The sequence below is a fragment of the Bradyrhizobium sp. 41S5 genome, assembly GCF_011516665.3.
GTDB classification, from domain to species: domain Bacteria; phylum Pseudomonadota; class Alphaproteobacteria; order Rhizobiales; family Xanthobacteraceae; genus Bradyrhizobium; species Bradyrhizobium quebecense.
The window spans coordinates 1,317,501-1,332,669 of record NZ_CP083721.1 but is presented as its reverse complement, the minus strand read 5'-3'; the positions used below and the strand labels follow the sequence as shown (position 1 = coordinate 1,332,669).

At 63.5% G+C, this 15,169-nt stretch carries 16 protein-coding genes (1 of these 16 running past the window's edge); 11 read left to right on the top strand and 5 right to left on the bottom strand.

Translation table 11 applies throughout. From position 1 onward, the window contains the following. The first annotated feature begins 8 nt into the window (after positions 1 to 8). On the top strand, positions 9 to 1,007 hold the full coding sequence (locus HAP47_RS06285; protein ID WP_231168788.1) for an N-acetylmuramoyl-L-alanine amidase family protein: 999 nt from the start codon (positions 9 to 11) through the stop codon (positions 1,005 to 1,007). Positions 1,008 to 1,033: 26 nt separating this feature from the next. Here HAP47_RS06285 and HAP47_RS06280 read toward each other — a convergent pair whose 3' ends face one another. After that, entirely contained in the window at positions 1,034 to 2,194 is a 1,161-nt protein-coding gene (locus tag HAP47_RS06280) for a hypothetical protein (protein WP_173638985.1), read from the bottom strand. Positions 2,195 to 2,287: 93 nt separating this feature from the next. Further along, positions 2,288 to 2,662: a response regulator gene (locus tag HAP47_RS06275; protein WP_173638986.1), complete on the bottom strand. Its 375-nt coding sequence runs from the start codon at positions 2,660 to 2,662 to the stop codon at positions 2,288 to 2,290. A gap of 199 nt (positions 2,663 to 2,861) precedes the next feature. Here HAP47_RS06275 and HAP47_RS06270 point away from each other — a divergent pair, with 199 nt between their 5' ends. Beyond that, positions 2,862 to 3,626 (top strand): Crp/Fnr family transcriptional regulator, encoded by a 765-nt coding sequence (locus tag HAP47_RS06270; protein ID WP_173638987.1) that lies wholly within the window; start codon positions 2,862 to 2,864, stop codon positions 3,624 to 3,626. Between the two features lie 373 nt (positions 3,627 to 3,999). Here the strand turns inward: HAP47_RS06270 and HAP47_RS06265 are convergent, their stop codons facing one another. Then, entirely contained in the window at positions 4,000 to 4,542 is a 543-nt protein-coding gene (locus HAP47_RS06265; protein ID WP_173638988.1) for a methylated-DNA--[protein]-cysteine S-methyltransferase, read from the bottom strand. A 155-nt stretch (positions 4,543 to 4,697) separates the two neighbouring features. On the opposite strand from HAP47_RS06265, the gene HAP47_RS06260 reads away from it, so the two are divergent. Then, complete coding sequence (locus tag HAP47_RS06260) at positions 4,698 to 5,507, top strand: alpha/beta fold hydrolase (protein WP_173638989.1); 810 nt, start codon at positions 4,698 to 4,700, stop codon at positions 5,505 to 5,507. A gap of 150 nt (positions 5,508 to 5,657) precedes the next feature. On the opposite strand, the gene HAP47_RS06255 is transcribed toward HAP47_RS06260, so the two are convergent. After that, positions 5,658 to 6,113 (bottom strand): carboxymuconolactone decarboxylase family protein, encoded by a 456-nt coding sequence (locus HAP47_RS06255; protein ID WP_173640628.1) that lies wholly within the window; start codon positions 6,111 to 6,113, stop codon positions 5,658 to 5,660. Positions 6,114 to 6,223: 110 nt separating this feature from the next. On the opposite strand from HAP47_RS06255, the gene HAP47_RS06250 reads away from it, so the two are divergent. From HAP47_RS06250 to HAP47_RS06230, 5 genes are all read left to right on the top strand, one after another. Further along, a complete protein-coding gene (locus tag HAP47_RS06250) occupies positions 6,224 to 7,090 on the top strand; it encodes a sigma-70 family RNA polymerase sigma factor (protein ID WP_173638990.1) in 867 nt (288 codons plus the stop codon). Positions 7,091 to 7,154: 64 nt separating this feature from the next. Beyond that, a complete protein-coding gene (locus tag HAP47_RS06245) occupies positions 7,155 to 8,411 on the top strand; it encodes a M20/M25/M40 family metallo-hydrolase (protein WP_173638991.1) in 1,257 nt (418 codons plus the stop codon). A gap of 213 nt (positions 8,412 to 8,624) precedes the next feature. Continuing rightward, positions 8,625 to 9,299, top strand: a complete 675-nt coding sequence (locus tag HAP47_RS06240; RefSeq protein WP_173638992.1) for a GntR family transcriptional regulator — start codon at positions 8,625 to 8,627, stop codon at positions 9,297 to 9,299. 55 nt (positions 9,300 to 9,354) lie between these two features. Beyond that, positions 9,355 to 10,155 carry a phytanoyl-CoA dioxygenase family protein gene (locus tag HAP47_RS06235; protein WP_173638993.1) on the top strand — a complete coding sequence of 267 codons (801 nt, stop codon included), beginning with the start codon at positions 9,355 to 9,357 and terminating at the stop codon, positions 10,153 to 10,155. A gap of 114 nt (positions 10,156 to 10,269) precedes the next feature. Then, complete coding sequence (locus HAP47_RS06230) at positions 10,270 to 11,580, top strand: NAD(P)H-dependent oxidoreductase (protein ID WP_173638994.1); 1,311 nt, start codon at positions 10,270 to 10,272, stop codon at positions 11,578 to 11,580. Between the two features lie 28 nt (positions 11,581 to 11,608). On the opposite strand, the gene HAP47_RS06225 is transcribed toward HAP47_RS06230, so the two are convergent. Then, entirely contained in the window at positions 11,609 to 12,370 is a 762-nt protein-coding gene (locus HAP47_RS06225) for a bestrophin-like domain (protein WP_176396232.1), read from the bottom strand. A 160-nt stretch (positions 12,371 to 12,530) separates the two neighbouring features. Here HAP47_RS06225 and HAP47_RS06220 point away from each other — a divergent pair, with 160 nt between their 5' ends. The 3 genes in view from HAP47_RS06220 to HAP47_RS06210 are tightly spaced (at most 51 nt apart) and all read left to right on the top strand, a layout consistent with a single transcriptional unit that may run on beyond the window. Beyond that, positions 12,531 to 12,764, top strand: a complete 234-nt coding sequence (locus HAP47_RS06220; RefSeq protein WP_173638997.1) for a hypothetical protein — start codon at positions 12,531 to 12,533, stop codon at positions 12,762 to 12,764. 51 nt (positions 12,765 to 12,815) lie between these two features. Beyond that, positions 12,816 to 13,670, top strand: coding sequence for a hypothetical protein (locus HAP47_RS06215; RefSeq protein ID WP_173638998.1), 855 nt, complete (start codon positions 12,816 to 12,818; stop codon positions 13,668 to 13,670). 15 nt (positions 13,671 to 13,685) lie between these two features. After that, positions 13,686 to 15,169, top strand: partial view of a Dyp-type peroxidase gene (locus HAP47_RS06210; RefSeq protein WP_173638999.1) — the 5' portion only. The gene runs 82 nt beyond the window's last position; only the first 1,484 of its 1,566 coding nucleotides appear in the window; it begins with the start codon at positions 13,686 to 13,688; its stop codon lies beyond the right edge, outside the window.

Below are 15,169 nucleotides of genomic sequence, written 5' to 3'. Positions count from 1 at the left end.
GGCGGAGCATGAGGGGCTGCGAATTGATTCGCGTGCTCGGTGGCATCGTCGTGGGGCTTCGGCCGCACCGCTTGCTTGTCGTCGCGATCGCCGTGTTCGCGCTGCTGCCGATCGAGGTCAGCGATGCCGGCTGGCTGCCTGATCTCTTCAAGAACCCGTCCAGGCACGCCAAGGCGCCCAAGCGCGTGAAATCGGCAAGGCCGACCAGATTGGCAAGGCACCGCGCGCCATCAAAGCAACCCGCCACGCGGCTTGCCGCCCTCGGGCCGGTCGCCCTGCCGCCTTCCGCTTCCAAGCCGGCCGCAGCCAAATGCGATCCCTCGACATTGCGGATCGTTCTCGACGTGGGACATACCGCTGAATCGGAAGGCGCGATCAGCGCGCGCAATGTCGCCGAGTTCACCTTCAACCTGCGCCTTGCGCGGCTGATCGAGGAGAAGTTGAAGGCCGACGGCTTTGCCGAAACCAGGCTGCTGCTGACCGAAGGCAAAGCGAGGCCCAGCCTCTTCAGGCGGGTCGCCGCCGCCAACGATCTGCACGCGGATCTCCTGCTGTCGATCCATCATGATTCCGTGCCCAACAAGATGCTGGAGGACTGGGAATTCGAGGGAAAGAAGCGCCATTTCAGCGATCGCTTCAGCGGCTACTCGGTGTTCGTCTCCCGCAACAATCCGGACTTCAAGACCAGCCTGCTGTTCGCCGAGCTGGTCGCCAGGGAAATGAAGGCAGAGGGGCTGCAATATGCCGAGCAATACAGCCAGCCCATCATGGGCCACGACCAGCATCCCCTGCTGAACAAGGACACCGGCGTCTACAGCTACGATAAGCTCATCGTGCTGCGAAGGACCGCGATGCCCGCCGTCCTGCTGGAGGCTGGATCGATCATCAACCGGGACGAAGAACTCAAGATGGACTCGCCCGAGCGCCGCAACGCGATCAGCAGCGGCGTCGCTTCCGCCGTCAAGGAATTCTGCGAGCCGCGATGGGCGCTCCTCGGCCCGCTCTGACCGCCAAGCGATCGGCACTTCCCGGCTCAGCCCGGTTTGCCGGCCTTGATTTCCGCGAATTTGGCCAGCGCCTGTTCGAACTTGGGGCTGAAGAGCCACATCGCGTCGAGGATTTCGCGGAAGCTCGCGGATGTCCTTGCCCGGTCGGCGCGACCGAAAGCGAAGACGCTGTTGTTTCGCAGATATCCCATGATCCTGGGCTCGGAAATTCTGTAATTGACGAGGTCGCCTGATTTCAGCGCGGACCTGGTCGGGCTGGGAATGATCTGGATGAGCTCGAAGAGCTTCATTTGATCGATCGGATTGGGCAGCGCGTTTGCGATCGCCGGGACCTGCGGGAAAATAGCCGCGTGCTCGTTCATGAGCGCATCGCGCACCGCGGTCCAGTGATTGAACCGGTGATCGAGATTGCCGACACGCGCTTCTTCCATGTCGTCGCGACGGCTGAGCGCAGGATCGAGGGCCGCGATCGATTGCTTGATGGCGGCCCACTTCTTTCGACCGTTGCGATCTTCGGACGGGCCGGTCTGCAGGCTGCCCTTGTAGGTGTTCGACCGCGCATTTCCGGCATTTTGCTTGCCGCTTGTCTCGGCAAAGAACAGGCCGAGACTGATCCGGCCGGCGACCGCGGCGTCAGCGGCATCCAGACCCCTGGCGCGCGCGATCACCGTCGCGAGCTCGACCACGTCCTTGAATGGCGTCTTGGAGCTTTGCGCGCTGGCGGGCGGCGCTTCCATCAGGTCGAAGAGCTTCCTGTACTCATCGAGCAGCGGTTCATTGTCGGCGTCGAAATAGGCCGGAGGGATTCCGAATCTGTTGGGTCTTCCGATCCTGGACGGAAGCGCATCGGTGAGATCCTTGTAGGCGCTCATCATCTCGACACGGGCAAGGTAGATGGCCTGGCCCGGCAAATCGGGCAGCGACTGATGGGAATCGACCTGCGCGCGGCGCTGGCGCAGGATCGAGACGAAGTTCTTCAGGGCATTGTCGTAAGTCTTGAGCGCGGCCGATTGCTCGCTCGTGAGCGCGGCCGGCTCGGCGATGGCCGGCGACACGAAACCGGCGACGACGGCCGAGGCCAGCGACGACAACGCCACACCGGCCTTCGGATGCATCGCAACCGGCGCGAGGAGCAGCCCGAGAGAGAGCGCCGTTGCGGGCGCAGCGGCAGATGTCCTGATCGCCATGACGACTTCCCGATGCCTGTGCGTCGCCGAATCCGACGCTCCGGATCGTAGACGACAGACGCACCGACGGCGAGGCCGCAGCCCGGCGACCCGTCAGTGTCCGTTTCTCAGCGCGGCTTCGATCGCTTCGCTCGAACACGGCTTGGTCAGCCGCGGCTTGCCGGCGAGCGATTCCGGCAGCCTGATGTCAGCGCCATAGCCCGTGACGAACGCGAAGGGCACTTTCAGCGCATCCAGCCGCTCGGCGATCGCGAAGGTCTTCTCGCCCCTCACGAGGCCGACGTCGAGCAGCGCGAAATCCGGTGCGCGCTCGGCGATCAATTCGAGCGCGCGGGCGACGTTCGCAGCGGTGCGCACCGTCCGGGCGCCGAAGCCCAGGATGGTGTCCTCGAAATAAAGCGAGATGATCGGATCGTCCTCGACCACGAGAACGTCACCGGGCATGCCGGCATTGGGGGCGGATTCCATGGCTCGGTGTCCATTGCTTCGATGATGGATGAGAGACCGGATCAGTCCGGCCGGACGGCCCGCGACCGGCGCCCAGAAGCACGCCGGCGGTTCCCGCGATGAAACTCATCACATCGCAAGCGGCCGCGTCTGTTCACTAGTGAACATAAAATCGGGAACTTTTTCAGTATGGTCGGCGTTGGGTCTCCAGGATTTTCCAATGATTGCCAAACGAACCGATTTGGCCGGGACGAGCGACCGGCCGTTCAACAACCTGTTGCGCCGGCTCAATGCCGCCGACTACGAGCTGATCGCGCCGCATATTGCGGTGGTCGAGGCCGCGGCCGGCGATCTGCTCTACAATCCCGGCGACGACGTCCAGATTGTGCATTTCCCATGCGGGCCGAGCCTTGCGTCCTACATGGTGGCCAACGAGGACGGCCGCGATGTCGAGACCATCCTGATCGGCCGCGAGGGCGCGGTCGGCGGCATCGTCAGCCAGGGATTCCTGCCGGCCTATACCCGCATCACCGTCAAGTTCGGCGGGCCGTTCGTGCGGCTGCCGATCAGCAAGCTCGACGCCGCCAAGCTGAAGTCGATCTCGGTGCGCAACATCTTCGCGCGTTATGCCGACTGCATGCTGGCGCAGATCTTCCAGTCGACCGCCTGCAATGCGATCCACTCGATCGAGCAACGCGCCGCGAAATGGATCATCTCGGCGATCGAGCGCACCAATGGCAACGGCGTGGTGCCGCTGACGCATGAGCAGCTCTCGACCTTGCTCGGCGTCGGCCGCAGCTATACCAGCCGTGTGATCCAGAACTTCAAGGCGGAAGGCGTGCTGGACACGCGCCGCGGTGCGATCGTGATCCGCGACCCCGACAAGCTCAAGCAGCGCTCCTGCCTGTGCAACGACGCAGTGAAGGATCACTTCGAGGAAGTGCTGCGCGGCGTGTATCCGAGCGAGGACAACCCGGCGAACTAGGCAGGCCGGACGCTTGCCTCGCCCCGCTTGCGGGGATGAGGTCGGATCGCATCGCCGGATGCGATCCGGGTGAGGGGCAGGGCAGTCGCATGTGGCAAAAAATTCGGTTGTTCCGAAGGAAACGGGCAGAATCGTTCTGCATTCGATTCCACTTCGTTCGCGATCCGATTCAGTTTCGGGCTGCATCTCCGAGCCATATGCGATTGCCCTGCCTGGAGGGCGAGGGTCGGCTCACATGAAGCGTAGCGCAATGTGAGCCGGGGTGGGGTGATCTCTCAACACGGACAGCGCCCGATACGAGAGACCTTCACCCCACCCCGCCGCTCATTTCATTCGCGTCGACCCTCCCCCTCCAGGGCAGGGTGACCTTCGCTCAATCAAACAGGCTCGGCGTGTGGTTCACCACCGCGCCTTCGATCTGCAGCATCTTCAGCTTGGTCACTACGCCGCCATTGGCGGAGAAGCCGCCTGGCTTGTTGCCGGCCGCCAGCACCCGGTGACAGGGCACTACGATCGGGCATGGGTTGCGGCCCAATGCCTGGCCGACGTCGCGCGACAGCTCGACGCCGCCGAGCTGCTTGGCGATTTCGCCATAGGTCACGGTCTTGCCCGGCGGAATCTTCCGCGCGATGTCGTACACGCCGCGGTTGAAGTCCGGCACGCCGTCGAGATCGAGCACGATGTCGGCGAGGTCGTTCGGCTTGCCGGCGAGCAGCTCGATCATGCCGTCGATCGCGTGCTGCACCTCGGCCGGCGGCGCCGCCTCGGTGACGTCGCCGTTGCGCTGAAATATCCGCTTGCGGGTCTTTTCCTCGGTACCCATCGGCAGCTGTACGGCGGTGACGCCGTGCTCGCCCCAGACGACGCCGCAGGCGCCGATCATGGTCTCGAAGATTGCAAAATGCTGGCCGGTCATGGCTCGCTCCAGATGTTCCTTCATATCATTTGGGCTCACACATTCGAGCCTGTTGCTGATTTGAAATCTAGGCTTGGAGAATGTTGCCATCCACCCGAATTCCGTGGGAACTTGGGCTAAATCAACAACATCTCCTCCCCTGCGCGAGCCTCCAAATGCACAGCCTCCACGTCAACGGTTTCGACATGCCTTATCTCGATATCGGAGAGGGCCCGCCGCTGGTGTGCGTGCACGGCTCGCTGTGCGATTTCCGGATCTGGTCGGCGGTGCTCGGCCCGCTGACGCGGCGGCATCGCGTGATCGCGGTCAGCCTGCGGCATTTCTTCCCGGCGCATTGGGACGGCGTTGGCGACACCTATTCGATCGCGCAGCATGTCGACGACGTCATCGCCTTCATCGAGGCATTCGACACCAAACCGGTCGACCTGATGGGGCACTCCCGCGGCGGCCACATCTGCTTCCGCGTCGCGCAGCGCCGGCCGGACCTGCTGCGCAAGCTGATCCTGGCCGAGCCCGGCGGCGAGCTCGACGAGAGCCTTGATCCTGACTTCAAGCCGGGCCCCTCGCCGCTGGCGGCACGCTTCGCGGCGTGTGCCGCGGAGATCGCCAAGGGCGACATCGACGGCGGCTTGCAGATCTTCATGGACGCGCTCGAAGGGCCCGGCGCCTGGAATCGGATTCCGGCGACCTCCAAGCAGCTGTTGCGCGACAACGCGACCACCCTCATCGGCCAGACCCGCGACCAGCGCCCGCCCTTCTCGAAGGCCGACGCGGAGGCGATCAGGACGCCGACGCTGTTCATCGGCGGCGCCAACACCAAAGGCATGCTGCCGAAGGTGCTGCACGCGCTTGCCGCCAATGTGAAGGGCGCGCGCACCGAGATGATCCCCGGCACCACGCATCCGATGTTCGAGCAGGCCCCGCAGCGCTATTGCGAGATCGTGCTGGAGTTCTTGGCGAGCTGAGGCGGCGGTACAGCTCATCACCTCGCCCCGCTTGCGGGGAGAGGTCGGCGCGCATTGCGCGCCGAGTGAGGGGGTACAGGTCCGTCCACGCACGTCGCTCGCGAAGAGAGGAGCCCTCTCCCCGTGAAGAACGGGGAGAGGGGGGATTCCTCACACCTTCCAAACACCGACCGGCTGCCGCACGGCGACGTTGAGCCGGTTCCAGACATTGATCGCGGCGATCCCCAGCACCAGAGACGCGAGCTGCTGCTCGCCAAAATGCTTCGCCGCCTCGTCCCACACCGCGTCCGTCACCGGATCCTCGCGGTCGCTGAGCCGGGTCACCGCTTCGGTCAGCGCCAGCGCGGCGCGCTCGGCTTCGGTGAAATACGGCGTGTCGCGCCAGGCGCCGACCGCGAACAGCCGTTCGTCGGTCTCGCCGGCACGCCTGGCAAGCTTCGGGTGCATATCGACACAGACGCTGCAGCCATTGATCTGGCTGGCGCGCAGATGGACCAGCTCGAGGAGCTTTTCCGGCAAGGCCTGTTTGGTGCTCTCGCTGAGCGCCTGCAACGCCTTCATGGCATCGGGAACAACCATCACCGGGTGGTTCATGCGTGCCTTCATCATCTCACTCTCCTGATTTGCCTTTTGACGCCGCCATGCCGATCTGCTGTCACATCGGCCTGGTTTCGTTCGTCATGGCCATGACGGAGCGGACCAAGGGAATGTGACCGATGGACGAGAAAGAATTTCTGGCCGAACAGTTCGAGGCCAACCGGCCGCGCTTGCGGGCCGTGGCCTATCGCATGCTGGGTTCGACCGCCGAGGTCGACGACGCCGTGCAGGAGGCCTGGCTGCGGCTCGGCCGCACCGACACTGCTGCCGTCGACAATCTCGGGGGCTGGCTGACCACGGTGATCGCGCGGATCTGCCTCGACATGCTGCGCTCGCGCAAATCGCGCCGCGAGGAGCCGATCGGACCGCACGTGCCGGAGCCGATCGCGGACAATCCGTCCGAGCGCGAGGCCGAGATGGCGGACTCGGTCGGTGCCGCGCTGCTCGTGGTGCTGGAAACGCTGGCACCGGCCGAGCGGCTGGCTTTCGTGCTGCACGACATGTTCGCGGTGCCGTTCGAGGAGATCGCGCCGATCGTCGGGCGCACGCCGGCCGCCGCGCGGCAGCTGGCGAGCCGCGCCAGACGCCGCGTGCAGGGCGCGCCGCCCGCGCCGGATCCCGATCTCAGCCGGCAGCGCGGCATCGTCGAAGCTTTCCTCGCCGCATCCCGCAACGGCGATTTCGAAGGGCTGCTTGCCGTGCTCGCGCCCGACGTCGTCGTGCGCGCCGATCAGGCGGCGCAGCGGCTCGGCTCGCTGCCGGTCATCCGTGGCGCCGCGGCTGTCGCCGAAAGCTTCAAGGGACGCGCGCAGGCGGCGAAAGCCGCGCTGGTCGACGGCGAGATCGGCGTTGCCGTCATTCTCGGTGGCGCTCTGCGTGTCGTGCTGCGGGTCACGATATCTGGCGACAGGATTACGGCGATCGATGCCACCGCCGGGCCCGCGCAGATCGAAACCTTCGATGTCGAAGTCCTCGATCCGAGTTGATCGCAGCTGGAGGCGAACAGGCTGCGATGCTAGTGTCTCCCTGCGCTTTTCAGGGAAGACAATCATGAAACTATCCATCAAATTGCTCGCGTCGGCTGGCCTGCTTTCGCTCGCCCTCGCCTCGTCCTCCGCCTTTGCCGCCGCGGATGAAAAGCTGCGCGCGGCCGCCGAGCAGGCCCAGCCGGCCGTGATCGAGAGCCTGCACGACATGGTGCTGATCGAGTCAGGCTCCAGCGATGTCGAGGGCCTGAGGAAGATGGCCGACTATACCGAAGCGCGGCTGAAGGCGCTCGGCGCCAAGACCGAGCGGCGCAAGACCACGAATGGCGCCGGCGCCGACATGGTGATCGGCACCTTCGAAGGCACCGGCAGCAAGAAGCTGATGCTGATCGCGCATATGGATACGGTCTATGAGCACGGCATCCTCGACACCCAACCCTACAAGGTCGACGGCAACAGGATCTACGGGCCCGGCATTGCCGACGACAAGGGCGGCATCGCCGTCATCCTGCATTCGCTCAAGATCCTGAACGATGCGGGCTGGCGCGACTACGCAAAGCTCACGGTGTCGTTCAATCCGGATGAAGAGGTCGGCTCGATCGGCTCCGGCGAGATCATCGCCGAGCTCGCCGACCAGCACGACGTGGTGCTGTCTTGCGAGCCGACGGTCGCGCCGCCGGTGGCCAAGAACGAAAGCCTGCTGCTCGGCGCCAGCGGCACCGCGACCGGCACGATGGACGTGAAGGGCAAGGCCTCGCATGCCGGCGCCGCACCGCAGCTCGGCCGCAATGCGCTGCTTGAGCTCGCGCATCAATTGCTGCAGACCCAGGACGTCGCGAAATCCATCCCGGGCACGCAGCTGAACTGGACCACCGCGAATGCCGGCACCGTGCGCAACCAGATCCCGGATCATGCCAGCGCAGGCGCCGACATTCGCCTCACCATTCCGGACGGCGTGCAAAAGCTGCAGGCCGCGCTCGACGAGAAGGCGAAGGACAAGTTGATCCCTGACACTGAGGTAACCGTGAAGGTCACCGCGGGCCGCCCGCCCTTCGTCGCGAACGATCGTGGCCGCGCGCTCGCCAAGCAGGGACAGGCGATCTACGCCGAACTCGGCCGCACGCTGGATATCGCGGAGATGACCGGCGGCGCGACCGATGCCGGCTACGCCGCGCGCAGCGGCAAGGCCATCGTGGTCGAAAGCTTCGGCCTCGCCGGCTGGGGCTATCACGCCCGCGACGAATACATCGACACCAACTCGATCGTGCCGCGGCTCTATCTGATGACGCGGATCCTGATCGAGCTGGGCAAGGCGAAGTAGCGGGCTGGGCCCACGGGATCGCTGACGACAACGATCTCGTCATGGCCGGGCTTGTCCCGGCCATGACGGATGGGTTCGGGCAGGCCAAGACAGAAAAATATCGACTTATCAATAGCTTAGATCGATCTCTGACTTCAACCTTGACCGTTCCGGCAACCCACAGTAGCCTACCTTTCGAACACGGAATTCCGTATTCCAATCTGAACGGTCGGCATGATCCCGTTGGACCCGCTTCCGAACCTGATCGACCAGGTCTACGGGCGATTGCTCGAAGCGATCATCGACCGCACGCTGCTGCCCGGCCAGCGCATCACCCAGAACGAACTTGCCGATCGGCTCGGCGTCTCGCGCCAGCCGATCTCGCACGCGCTGCACCTGTTGCATCGCCAGGGCCTTGTCGCGGAGAGCGGCAAGCGCGGCTTCGAGGTGACGCAGCTCGATCCGCAGCGCATCCGCGAGCTCTATGAAGTGCGCGGCGCGATCGATGCGCTGGCGGCGCGGCTTGCCGCAGCGCGGGTGAAAGAGGATCCCGCGGCACGCGCACAGCTCGAGGCCGCGCTGGAAGCCGGGCGCGCGATCGACGACAACGCGCCGCTGGCGCGCCTGATCGCGCTCGACGTCGACTTCCACAGCGCGATCTATCGGCTGGCCGGCAATACCGCGATCGAGGAAATGATCGCGCCGCAATGGCCGCATATGCGCCGCTCGATGGCGACCGTGCTCGCCGAGCTCGATTACCGCGGCAGCGCCTGGACCGAGCACGAGACCATCGCCGCACATATTTTCTCCGGCAACGCCGCCGCCGCGGAAACCGCGGCGCTTGCGCATGCGCAGACGGCGGGGCGGATGACCGAAGAGAAGCTGAGGGCCATCGACGTGGCGGCGTGAGCAGGACCGTCGCGGCACCAAGAACGAAAACCAATAATCAAAGGAGGAAAGCACCATGAAACTGACCCCGGAGCAGATCGAATTTTTCCATCGCCAGGGCTGGCTGTTCCTGCCCGAGCTGTTCAGCCAAGAAGAGGTCGATTTCCTCGCACGCGAGGCGGTCTCGATCTATGACGCCAACCGCCCCGAGGTGTGGCGCGAGAAGAGCGGCGCGCCGCGCACGGCCTTCGCCGCGCATCTCTACAACGAGGCGTTCGGCATCCTCGGCGCGCACCCGCGCATGATCGACCCCATCGAGCAGCTGTTCGGTGAGAAGGTCTACATGCATCAGTTCAAGATCAACGCGAAGGCCGCCTTCACCGGCGACGTCTGGCAGTGGCACCAGGATTACGGCACCTGGAAGCGCGACGACGGCATGCCGGAGCCGCGCGCGATGAACATCGCGATCTTCCTCGACGAGGTGATGCCGATCAACGGCCCGCTGATGCTGGTGCCGCAGAGCCAGACCGCCGGCGACCTGAAAGCGTCGCACGATCTCGAAACCACGTCGTACCCGCTGTGGACGCTGGACGAAGAGACCGTGACCCGCCTCGTGAAGCAGGGCGGCATCGTCGCCCCGACCGGCAAGCCCGGCGGCATGCTGATGTTCCACGGCAATCTGGTGCACGGGTCGAGCGGCAACATCACGCCCTACCCGCGCAAGATCGTCTATTTGACGCTGAACGCGGTCTCGAACTACATCCGCACCCCGACGCGGCCGGACTACATCGCGCACCGCGACTTCACGCCGATCCAGACCGTCGCCGACGACGCGCTGCTGCGGCTCGCCCGCGCGCCGCGGCAGGCGGCGGAGTAGACTCAAAAGCTGTCATTCCGGGGCGACGCGCGAGCGTCGAGCCCGGAATGACGATTGCTGATATTTGTCGTCGTTCCAGATCACTCCCTTCGATCGCATCGTGGTAAAGAGCTAATGAACCTGCATCACCTCCTCAAGACCCGCGCTGCCGGCGGCAAGCCGGTTCGCGTCGCCCTGATCGGGGCCGGAAAATTCGGCTCGATGTTCCTGTCCCAGGTGCCACACACGCCGGGGCTCGAGGTGCCCGTGATCGTCGATCTCGACCGCGACCGTGCGCGCGAGGCGTGCCGCACCGTCGGCTGGGACGACGCGCGGATCGGCGCCACGACCTTTACCGACGACGGCGCGCGCGCGATCGCCGGCGGCGCGTTCGACGTGATGGTGGAAGCCACCGGCAATCCCGCCGTCGGCATCCGCCATGCCCGTGCAGCGATCGCCGCCGGCAAGCATGTCGTGATGGTCAATGTCGAGGCCGACGTGCTGGCGGGCCCGCTGCTCGCCGAAGAGGCGCGCAAGGCCGGCGTGGTCTATTCGCTCGCCTATGGCGACCAGCCGGCGCTGACGGCGGAGATGGTCGATTGGGCGCGCGCGACGGGATTCACCGTGGTCGCTGCCGGCAAGGGCACGAAATACCTGCCCACCTATCACGACGTGACGCCGGAAGGCGTGTGGCAGCATTACGGGCTCACATCAGGCGAAGCGCAATCCGCCGGCATGAACCCGCAGATGTTCAACTCCTTCCTCGACGGCACCAAATCCGCGATCGAGATGGCGGCGATCGCCAATGCGTGCACGCTCGACGTGCCGTCGGAGGGTTTGCTGTTTCCGCCCTGCGGCGTCGACGACCTGCCGCATGTGATGCGGCCGCGCGACAGAGGCGGCGTGCTGGAGAAATCCGGCATCGTCGAGGTGGTGTCGTCGCTGGAGCGCGACGGCCGTCCGGTGTTCCGCGATCTGCGCTGGGGCGTCTATGTGGTACTTGAGGCGCCGAACGATTATGCCGCCGATTGCTTCAAGCAGTACGGCCTCAAGACCGATGCGTCCGGCCGCTATGCGGCAATGTACAAGCCGTATCATCTGATCGGGCTCGAGTTGAATATTTCCGTCCTGTCGGCGGCGCTGCGCAACGAGCCGACCGGACAGCCGCGCGGCTTCCGCGGCGACGTCGCGGCGGTGGCGAAACGCAATCTGCGCGCCGGCGAGATGCTCGACGGCGAAGGCGGCTACACGGTGTGGGGCAAACTGATGCCCGCCTCCGCCAGCCTCGCCGCCGGCGCATTGCCGATCGGGCTCGCGCATCGGGTCAAGCTGAAGAACGACATCGCCCACGGCGCTGTGGTGCGCTGGAGCGACGTCGAGGTCGACGAGAGCAACGACACCATCAAGACGCGCAAGGCGATGGAAGCGGCGTTTGGGCGAGCTTAACATTCTTGAATAGCAGCAAAATGACGCGTCATGAGCCCATGACCGGCAGAGCATCACGCAATGGCTGATCGGATATCCTCATTAAGCCTGTAAATGGCTGGCTCAATTCCAGAATGAGGAAGATCGCAGCGGTCGCGGCAAGGGAAAAAATGAAGAGCACGGTGCTCACCCTTGTGGTGCTTTCCGCAAAAAGACTGATGCTGGCAAAGATCAGCGTGAGCCAGCCAATCAGTACGATGAGGAAGGGGATAGGGATCGATCCGCCAGCGGCGGTGAACAGAAGCAGGCGTATCTTTCCTACATCCGTGATTGCATCCATGGCCTTGGCTTGAAGCAAGCGCTCTGTCTCGGTCTTCGGTGAGAGTTTGAGAACTTCACTGTACAGCGATACTCCGAGATCTGTCGGCTCAAATGTCTTCGTCCTCTGCTCGCCGGAGCTGTTCTCTCGCCAGATTCGATCGGCCATCACATTGACCTCGCGTCGCAGCGAGGTCCGAATTCCACCGGTCTCCGATCCATATAGCTTCAAAATGCCGTCCAGCAAGACGACATTGGCTGTCAGTTGTTCAACCTGGCTGCTCTCAGTTTCGAATTTTCCATTGGCCGAAGCAATAAGAAGACCAAGCACAAGGGAGGCTAGCGTGGCGATCAAGCCTGTGCCCTGCCTGACGATATCCCTGGCATCCCCGCTCAGATGCCGGTCCGGCAGGCTGCGGCGGATGTATATGCCCAGAAATGTACCGCCAAAGATGCACGTGAAGGCGATCAAAGACATCAGCGAAGGGCTCATGGTCATTTCCATCAACCATTTCGGGATCTTAACTAGAAGTCGACTGAAACCAATTCGCTTCGATCAGTACCCCAGCAATTGGGCCGTAGCGACGGAGCATCTTGTTGAACTGCAATGCGTCAATGTCGCTGACCGTTCACGCTAATCATAAGTCTGTAGTGTGACCCTGGTATCCGTCGCGTTTTTTGATCACCCTGATCTAAATCAAGTGCGCCCGCGTCAAAAGAGATGCAAGCTAAAGTTTGGTGACGAGGGGCACCATCAGGCGGCGACCTGCGATGAACTGAAGGATCTGAAGAAAGAACCATCATCGGCGAAGAAGGAAGCCATCGAGTTTCTGCGCAACGGCTCGCGGGCCAGAATGATCTCCACAAGATCGCCGCTCCTGTTTTGAACAAGATGTTCGACTGCGGCGTGATCCCATGAGCAAGGAGTGAATGCCACGATGAGCCAGAACCACTTCACCTTGAGCTTTCCCTTGAAGTCGGGCGCTGACGCGAAGGCGCTGGCGCAGGAGCTGCCGCCGTTGATGCCCGATCTGTTTCAGGCAGAAGACGCCATTGGCACCGTGCATTACTCGCGCTTCACGGTCCTGAGTGACAGGACGCTGCTTTTCCTCGGCGATTTCGACGGTGATTTCGGTCCGCTCATGCACGATCTGGCGAGGCGCGCGGGGCCGGTGTTCGACGTCATCTTCAAGCATGTGAGCGATCCGCCATCTGCGCCCGTCGCGAATAACGCGGACGCATTCGTTGGTTGGGCAGCAGAACATCAGCTGAAGCCGGCGTATGTCTACAGCGCTTATCCCGGACCGACGGTCAAGGAGATCAAGGCGATGGCCGCCGCCGACATTGAGGGCGCGCGCCAACTCCTTCCGTTCCTGGTGATCCTGCCCGCCAGATCGCGGCTCGCCTTCGCTGAGATGCAGCTGATCCTGCGGACGATGGGGATGACCGGAAAAGTCGACAGGGATATGGACAGTGTCGGCACCCCGCATTTCGCGCAGTTCGTGCCACTTGAGGAACACCAGCTTGGTTTCTTCACCGTCTACGACGGCGCATTCGACAAATACATCATGGATTTCACCAAGAACATCGGGCCGGTCTTCGATGTCATTTTCAAATTCACCAAAGACCCGCCGCCGTCGCCTTGCAGCAAACACGTGCAGGAGTTCATCGACTTCGCTGCCGCGGCGAGCCGAGATCCTATCGGCTTCTATCAAGGCTATCCCGGCTTGGCCAATCAGGACATCAAAGCGCTGATCGCCGACGGCAAGTCGCAGTCCGCCGTGGGTCGATAGGGAAGGAAGCGCACCGTGAGTCAGGACAGCAAGCCAGAAGCAAAAGAAGGCGGAGGGCTCTTCCGCCGCTTGTTCGGGCGCGGCGGTCACGAGCGGGCGGGCACTGATGCCCGTTCGGCATGGAACGCCAGGACTACACTCGACCTCGGCGATATCCAGGGCTTCATCCTTCGTGGCTACAAGATGCCGATGGTGCGCCACTTCCTGCTAACGGCCGGCGCTCCCGCCGAAGCGCGCAGGATGCTTGGTCGGCTCGTCAGCGGTGACGAGGCCGACGCGCCGCAGATCACCACTGCCGAAGACTGGCACGTGGGGTTCGAGCCGGGACCGGACGACAATCCCGCCGATGTCCCGCGCCGCAAGCCCGACTATTGCCTGAACCTCGGTATTACCTGGCCAGGAATGCTTGCCCTGGAGATCAAGGATCGCGTTCCGGCGCTCTCGTTCAAGTCGTTCGGCGCGTTTATCGAAGGCGCCGCCGAACGGGCAAAACTGGTGGGCGATACAGGCGAGAGCGACCCGCAACACTGGATCGGAGGATTCGGGGCGGGAGGAGATCACGTCCTGGTTACGCTGCACGCCATCAGCCCCGAAGCAATGACGTCATATAGCGCCCGCCTCTCGGCGCTGTTTGCCGAAGCCGATGCTTTCCGGGAGATATGGCGTGCTGACGGGATGGCGTTGCTGGAAGTAAAGGACGGCGAACTTGTGCCCACCTTCAAGGTTCATTTCGGTTACACCGACGGCATCAGCATGACCACCATTCGCGGCGGCCCGGAGCGATATCTTCCGGACCGCCAGCAACCATGCGAACCTTGGCTGTTCGTCTTGCGCGACGAGGCCGAAAACTACTTCGTGCCGGAACCTCAGGAACTCGGCCTCAACGGCAGCTTCGCTGTTTTCAAGATGATCCGGACCGACGTGGTCGGATTTGAACAGTTTCTTCAATCCAACAAGGACAGGATTGATCCCGAACTGCTGGCCGCCAAGATTTGCGGACGCTGGCGCAATGGCACTCCGCTCGCCTTGTCTCCCGACACCGACAGCCCTGCGGGTGGAATTCCACCAGAGCAATTGAACAACTTCGAATACGTGAACGCGGATGGATCGGGCGATCCAAAGGGTCTGCGTTGCCCCGTCGGGGCGCATATGCGTCGGATCAATCCACGTGGCCAGCCAGTCACCGGACAGGGGCGCCCAGGTGGGAGCAACAATACGCACCGGCTGGTCCGTCGTGGCTTGCCATACGGGCCGGTCTACGATCCGTCGCGCCCCAGCGACGGCATCGAACGCGGGCTGCTCGGCTATTTCATCAACTCAAGCATCGAGAACCAGTACGAGTTCGTGCTCGGGCATTGGGTCAACGACAGCGAATTTGCCGGAGCGGTCAGGCTGCCTCCCAAATCGAAGGATCCGATGATCGGCACTCAGGACCCGGCGGAGAGTATTTTCGTGATCCCGCAGGCGAATGGTGCGCCGATCAAGATCACCGGGTTCTC

What these genes read in the sequence shown, in the direction of transcription:
- HAP47_RS06285 (WP_231168788.1), top strand. Translation starts at nt 9, where the DNA reads ATGAGGGGCTGCGAATTGATTCGCGTGCTCGGTGGCATCGTCGTGGGG.
- HAP47_RS06280 (WP_173638985.1), bottom strand. Translation starts at nt 2,194, where the DNA reads ATGGCGATCAGGACATCTGCCGCTGCGCCCGCAACGGCGCTCTCTCTC.
- HAP47_RS06275 (WP_173638986.1), bottom strand. Translation starts at nt 2,662, where the DNA reads ATGGAATCCGCCCCCAATGCCGGCATGCCCGGTGACGTTCTCGTGGTC.
- HAP47_RS06270 (WP_173638987.1), top strand. Translation starts at nt 2,862, where the DNA reads ATGATTGCCAAACGAACCGATTTGGCCGGGACGAGCGACCGGCCGTTC.
- HAP47_RS06265 (WP_173638988.1), bottom strand. Translation starts at nt 4,542, where the DNA reads ATGACCGGCCAGCATTTTGCAATCTTCGAGACCATGATCGGCGCCTGC.
- HAP47_RS06260 (WP_173638989.1), top strand. Translation starts at nt 4,698, where the DNA reads ATGCACAGCCTCCACGTCAACGGTTTCGACATGCCTTATCTCGATATC.
- HAP47_RS06255 (WP_173640628.1), bottom strand. Translation starts at nt 6,113, where the DNA reads ATGAAGGCACGCATGAACCACCCGGTGATGGTTGTTCCCGATGCCATG.
- HAP47_RS06250 (WP_173638990.1), top strand. Translation starts at nt 6,224, where the DNA reads ATGGACGAGAAAGAATTTCTGGCCGAACAGTTCGAGGCCAACCGGCCG.
- HAP47_RS06245 (WP_173638991.1), top strand. Translation starts at nt 7,155, where the DNA reads ATGAAACTATCCATCAAATTGCTCGCGTCGGCTGGCCTGCTTTCGCTC.
- HAP47_RS06240 (WP_173638992.1), top strand. Translation starts at nt 8,625, where the DNA reads ATGATCCCGTTGGACCCGCTTCCGAACCTGATCGACCAGGTCTACGGG.
- HAP47_RS06235 (WP_173638993.1), top strand. Translation starts at nt 9,355, where the DNA reads ATGAAACTGACCCCGGAGCAGATCGAATTTTTCCATCGCCAGGGCTGG.
- HAP47_RS06230 (WP_173638994.1), top strand. Translation starts at nt 10,270, where the DNA reads ATGAACCTGCATCACCTCCTCAAGACCCGCGCTGCCGGCGGCAAGCCG.
- HAP47_RS06225 (WP_176396232.1), bottom strand. Translation starts at nt 12,370, where the DNA reads ATGAGCCCTTCGCTGATGTCTTTGATCGCCTTCACGTGCATCTTTGGC.
- HAP47_RS06215 (WP_173638998.1), top strand. Translation starts at nt 12,816, where the DNA reads ATGAGCCAGAACCACTTCACCTTGAGCTTTCCCTTGAAGTCGGGCGCT.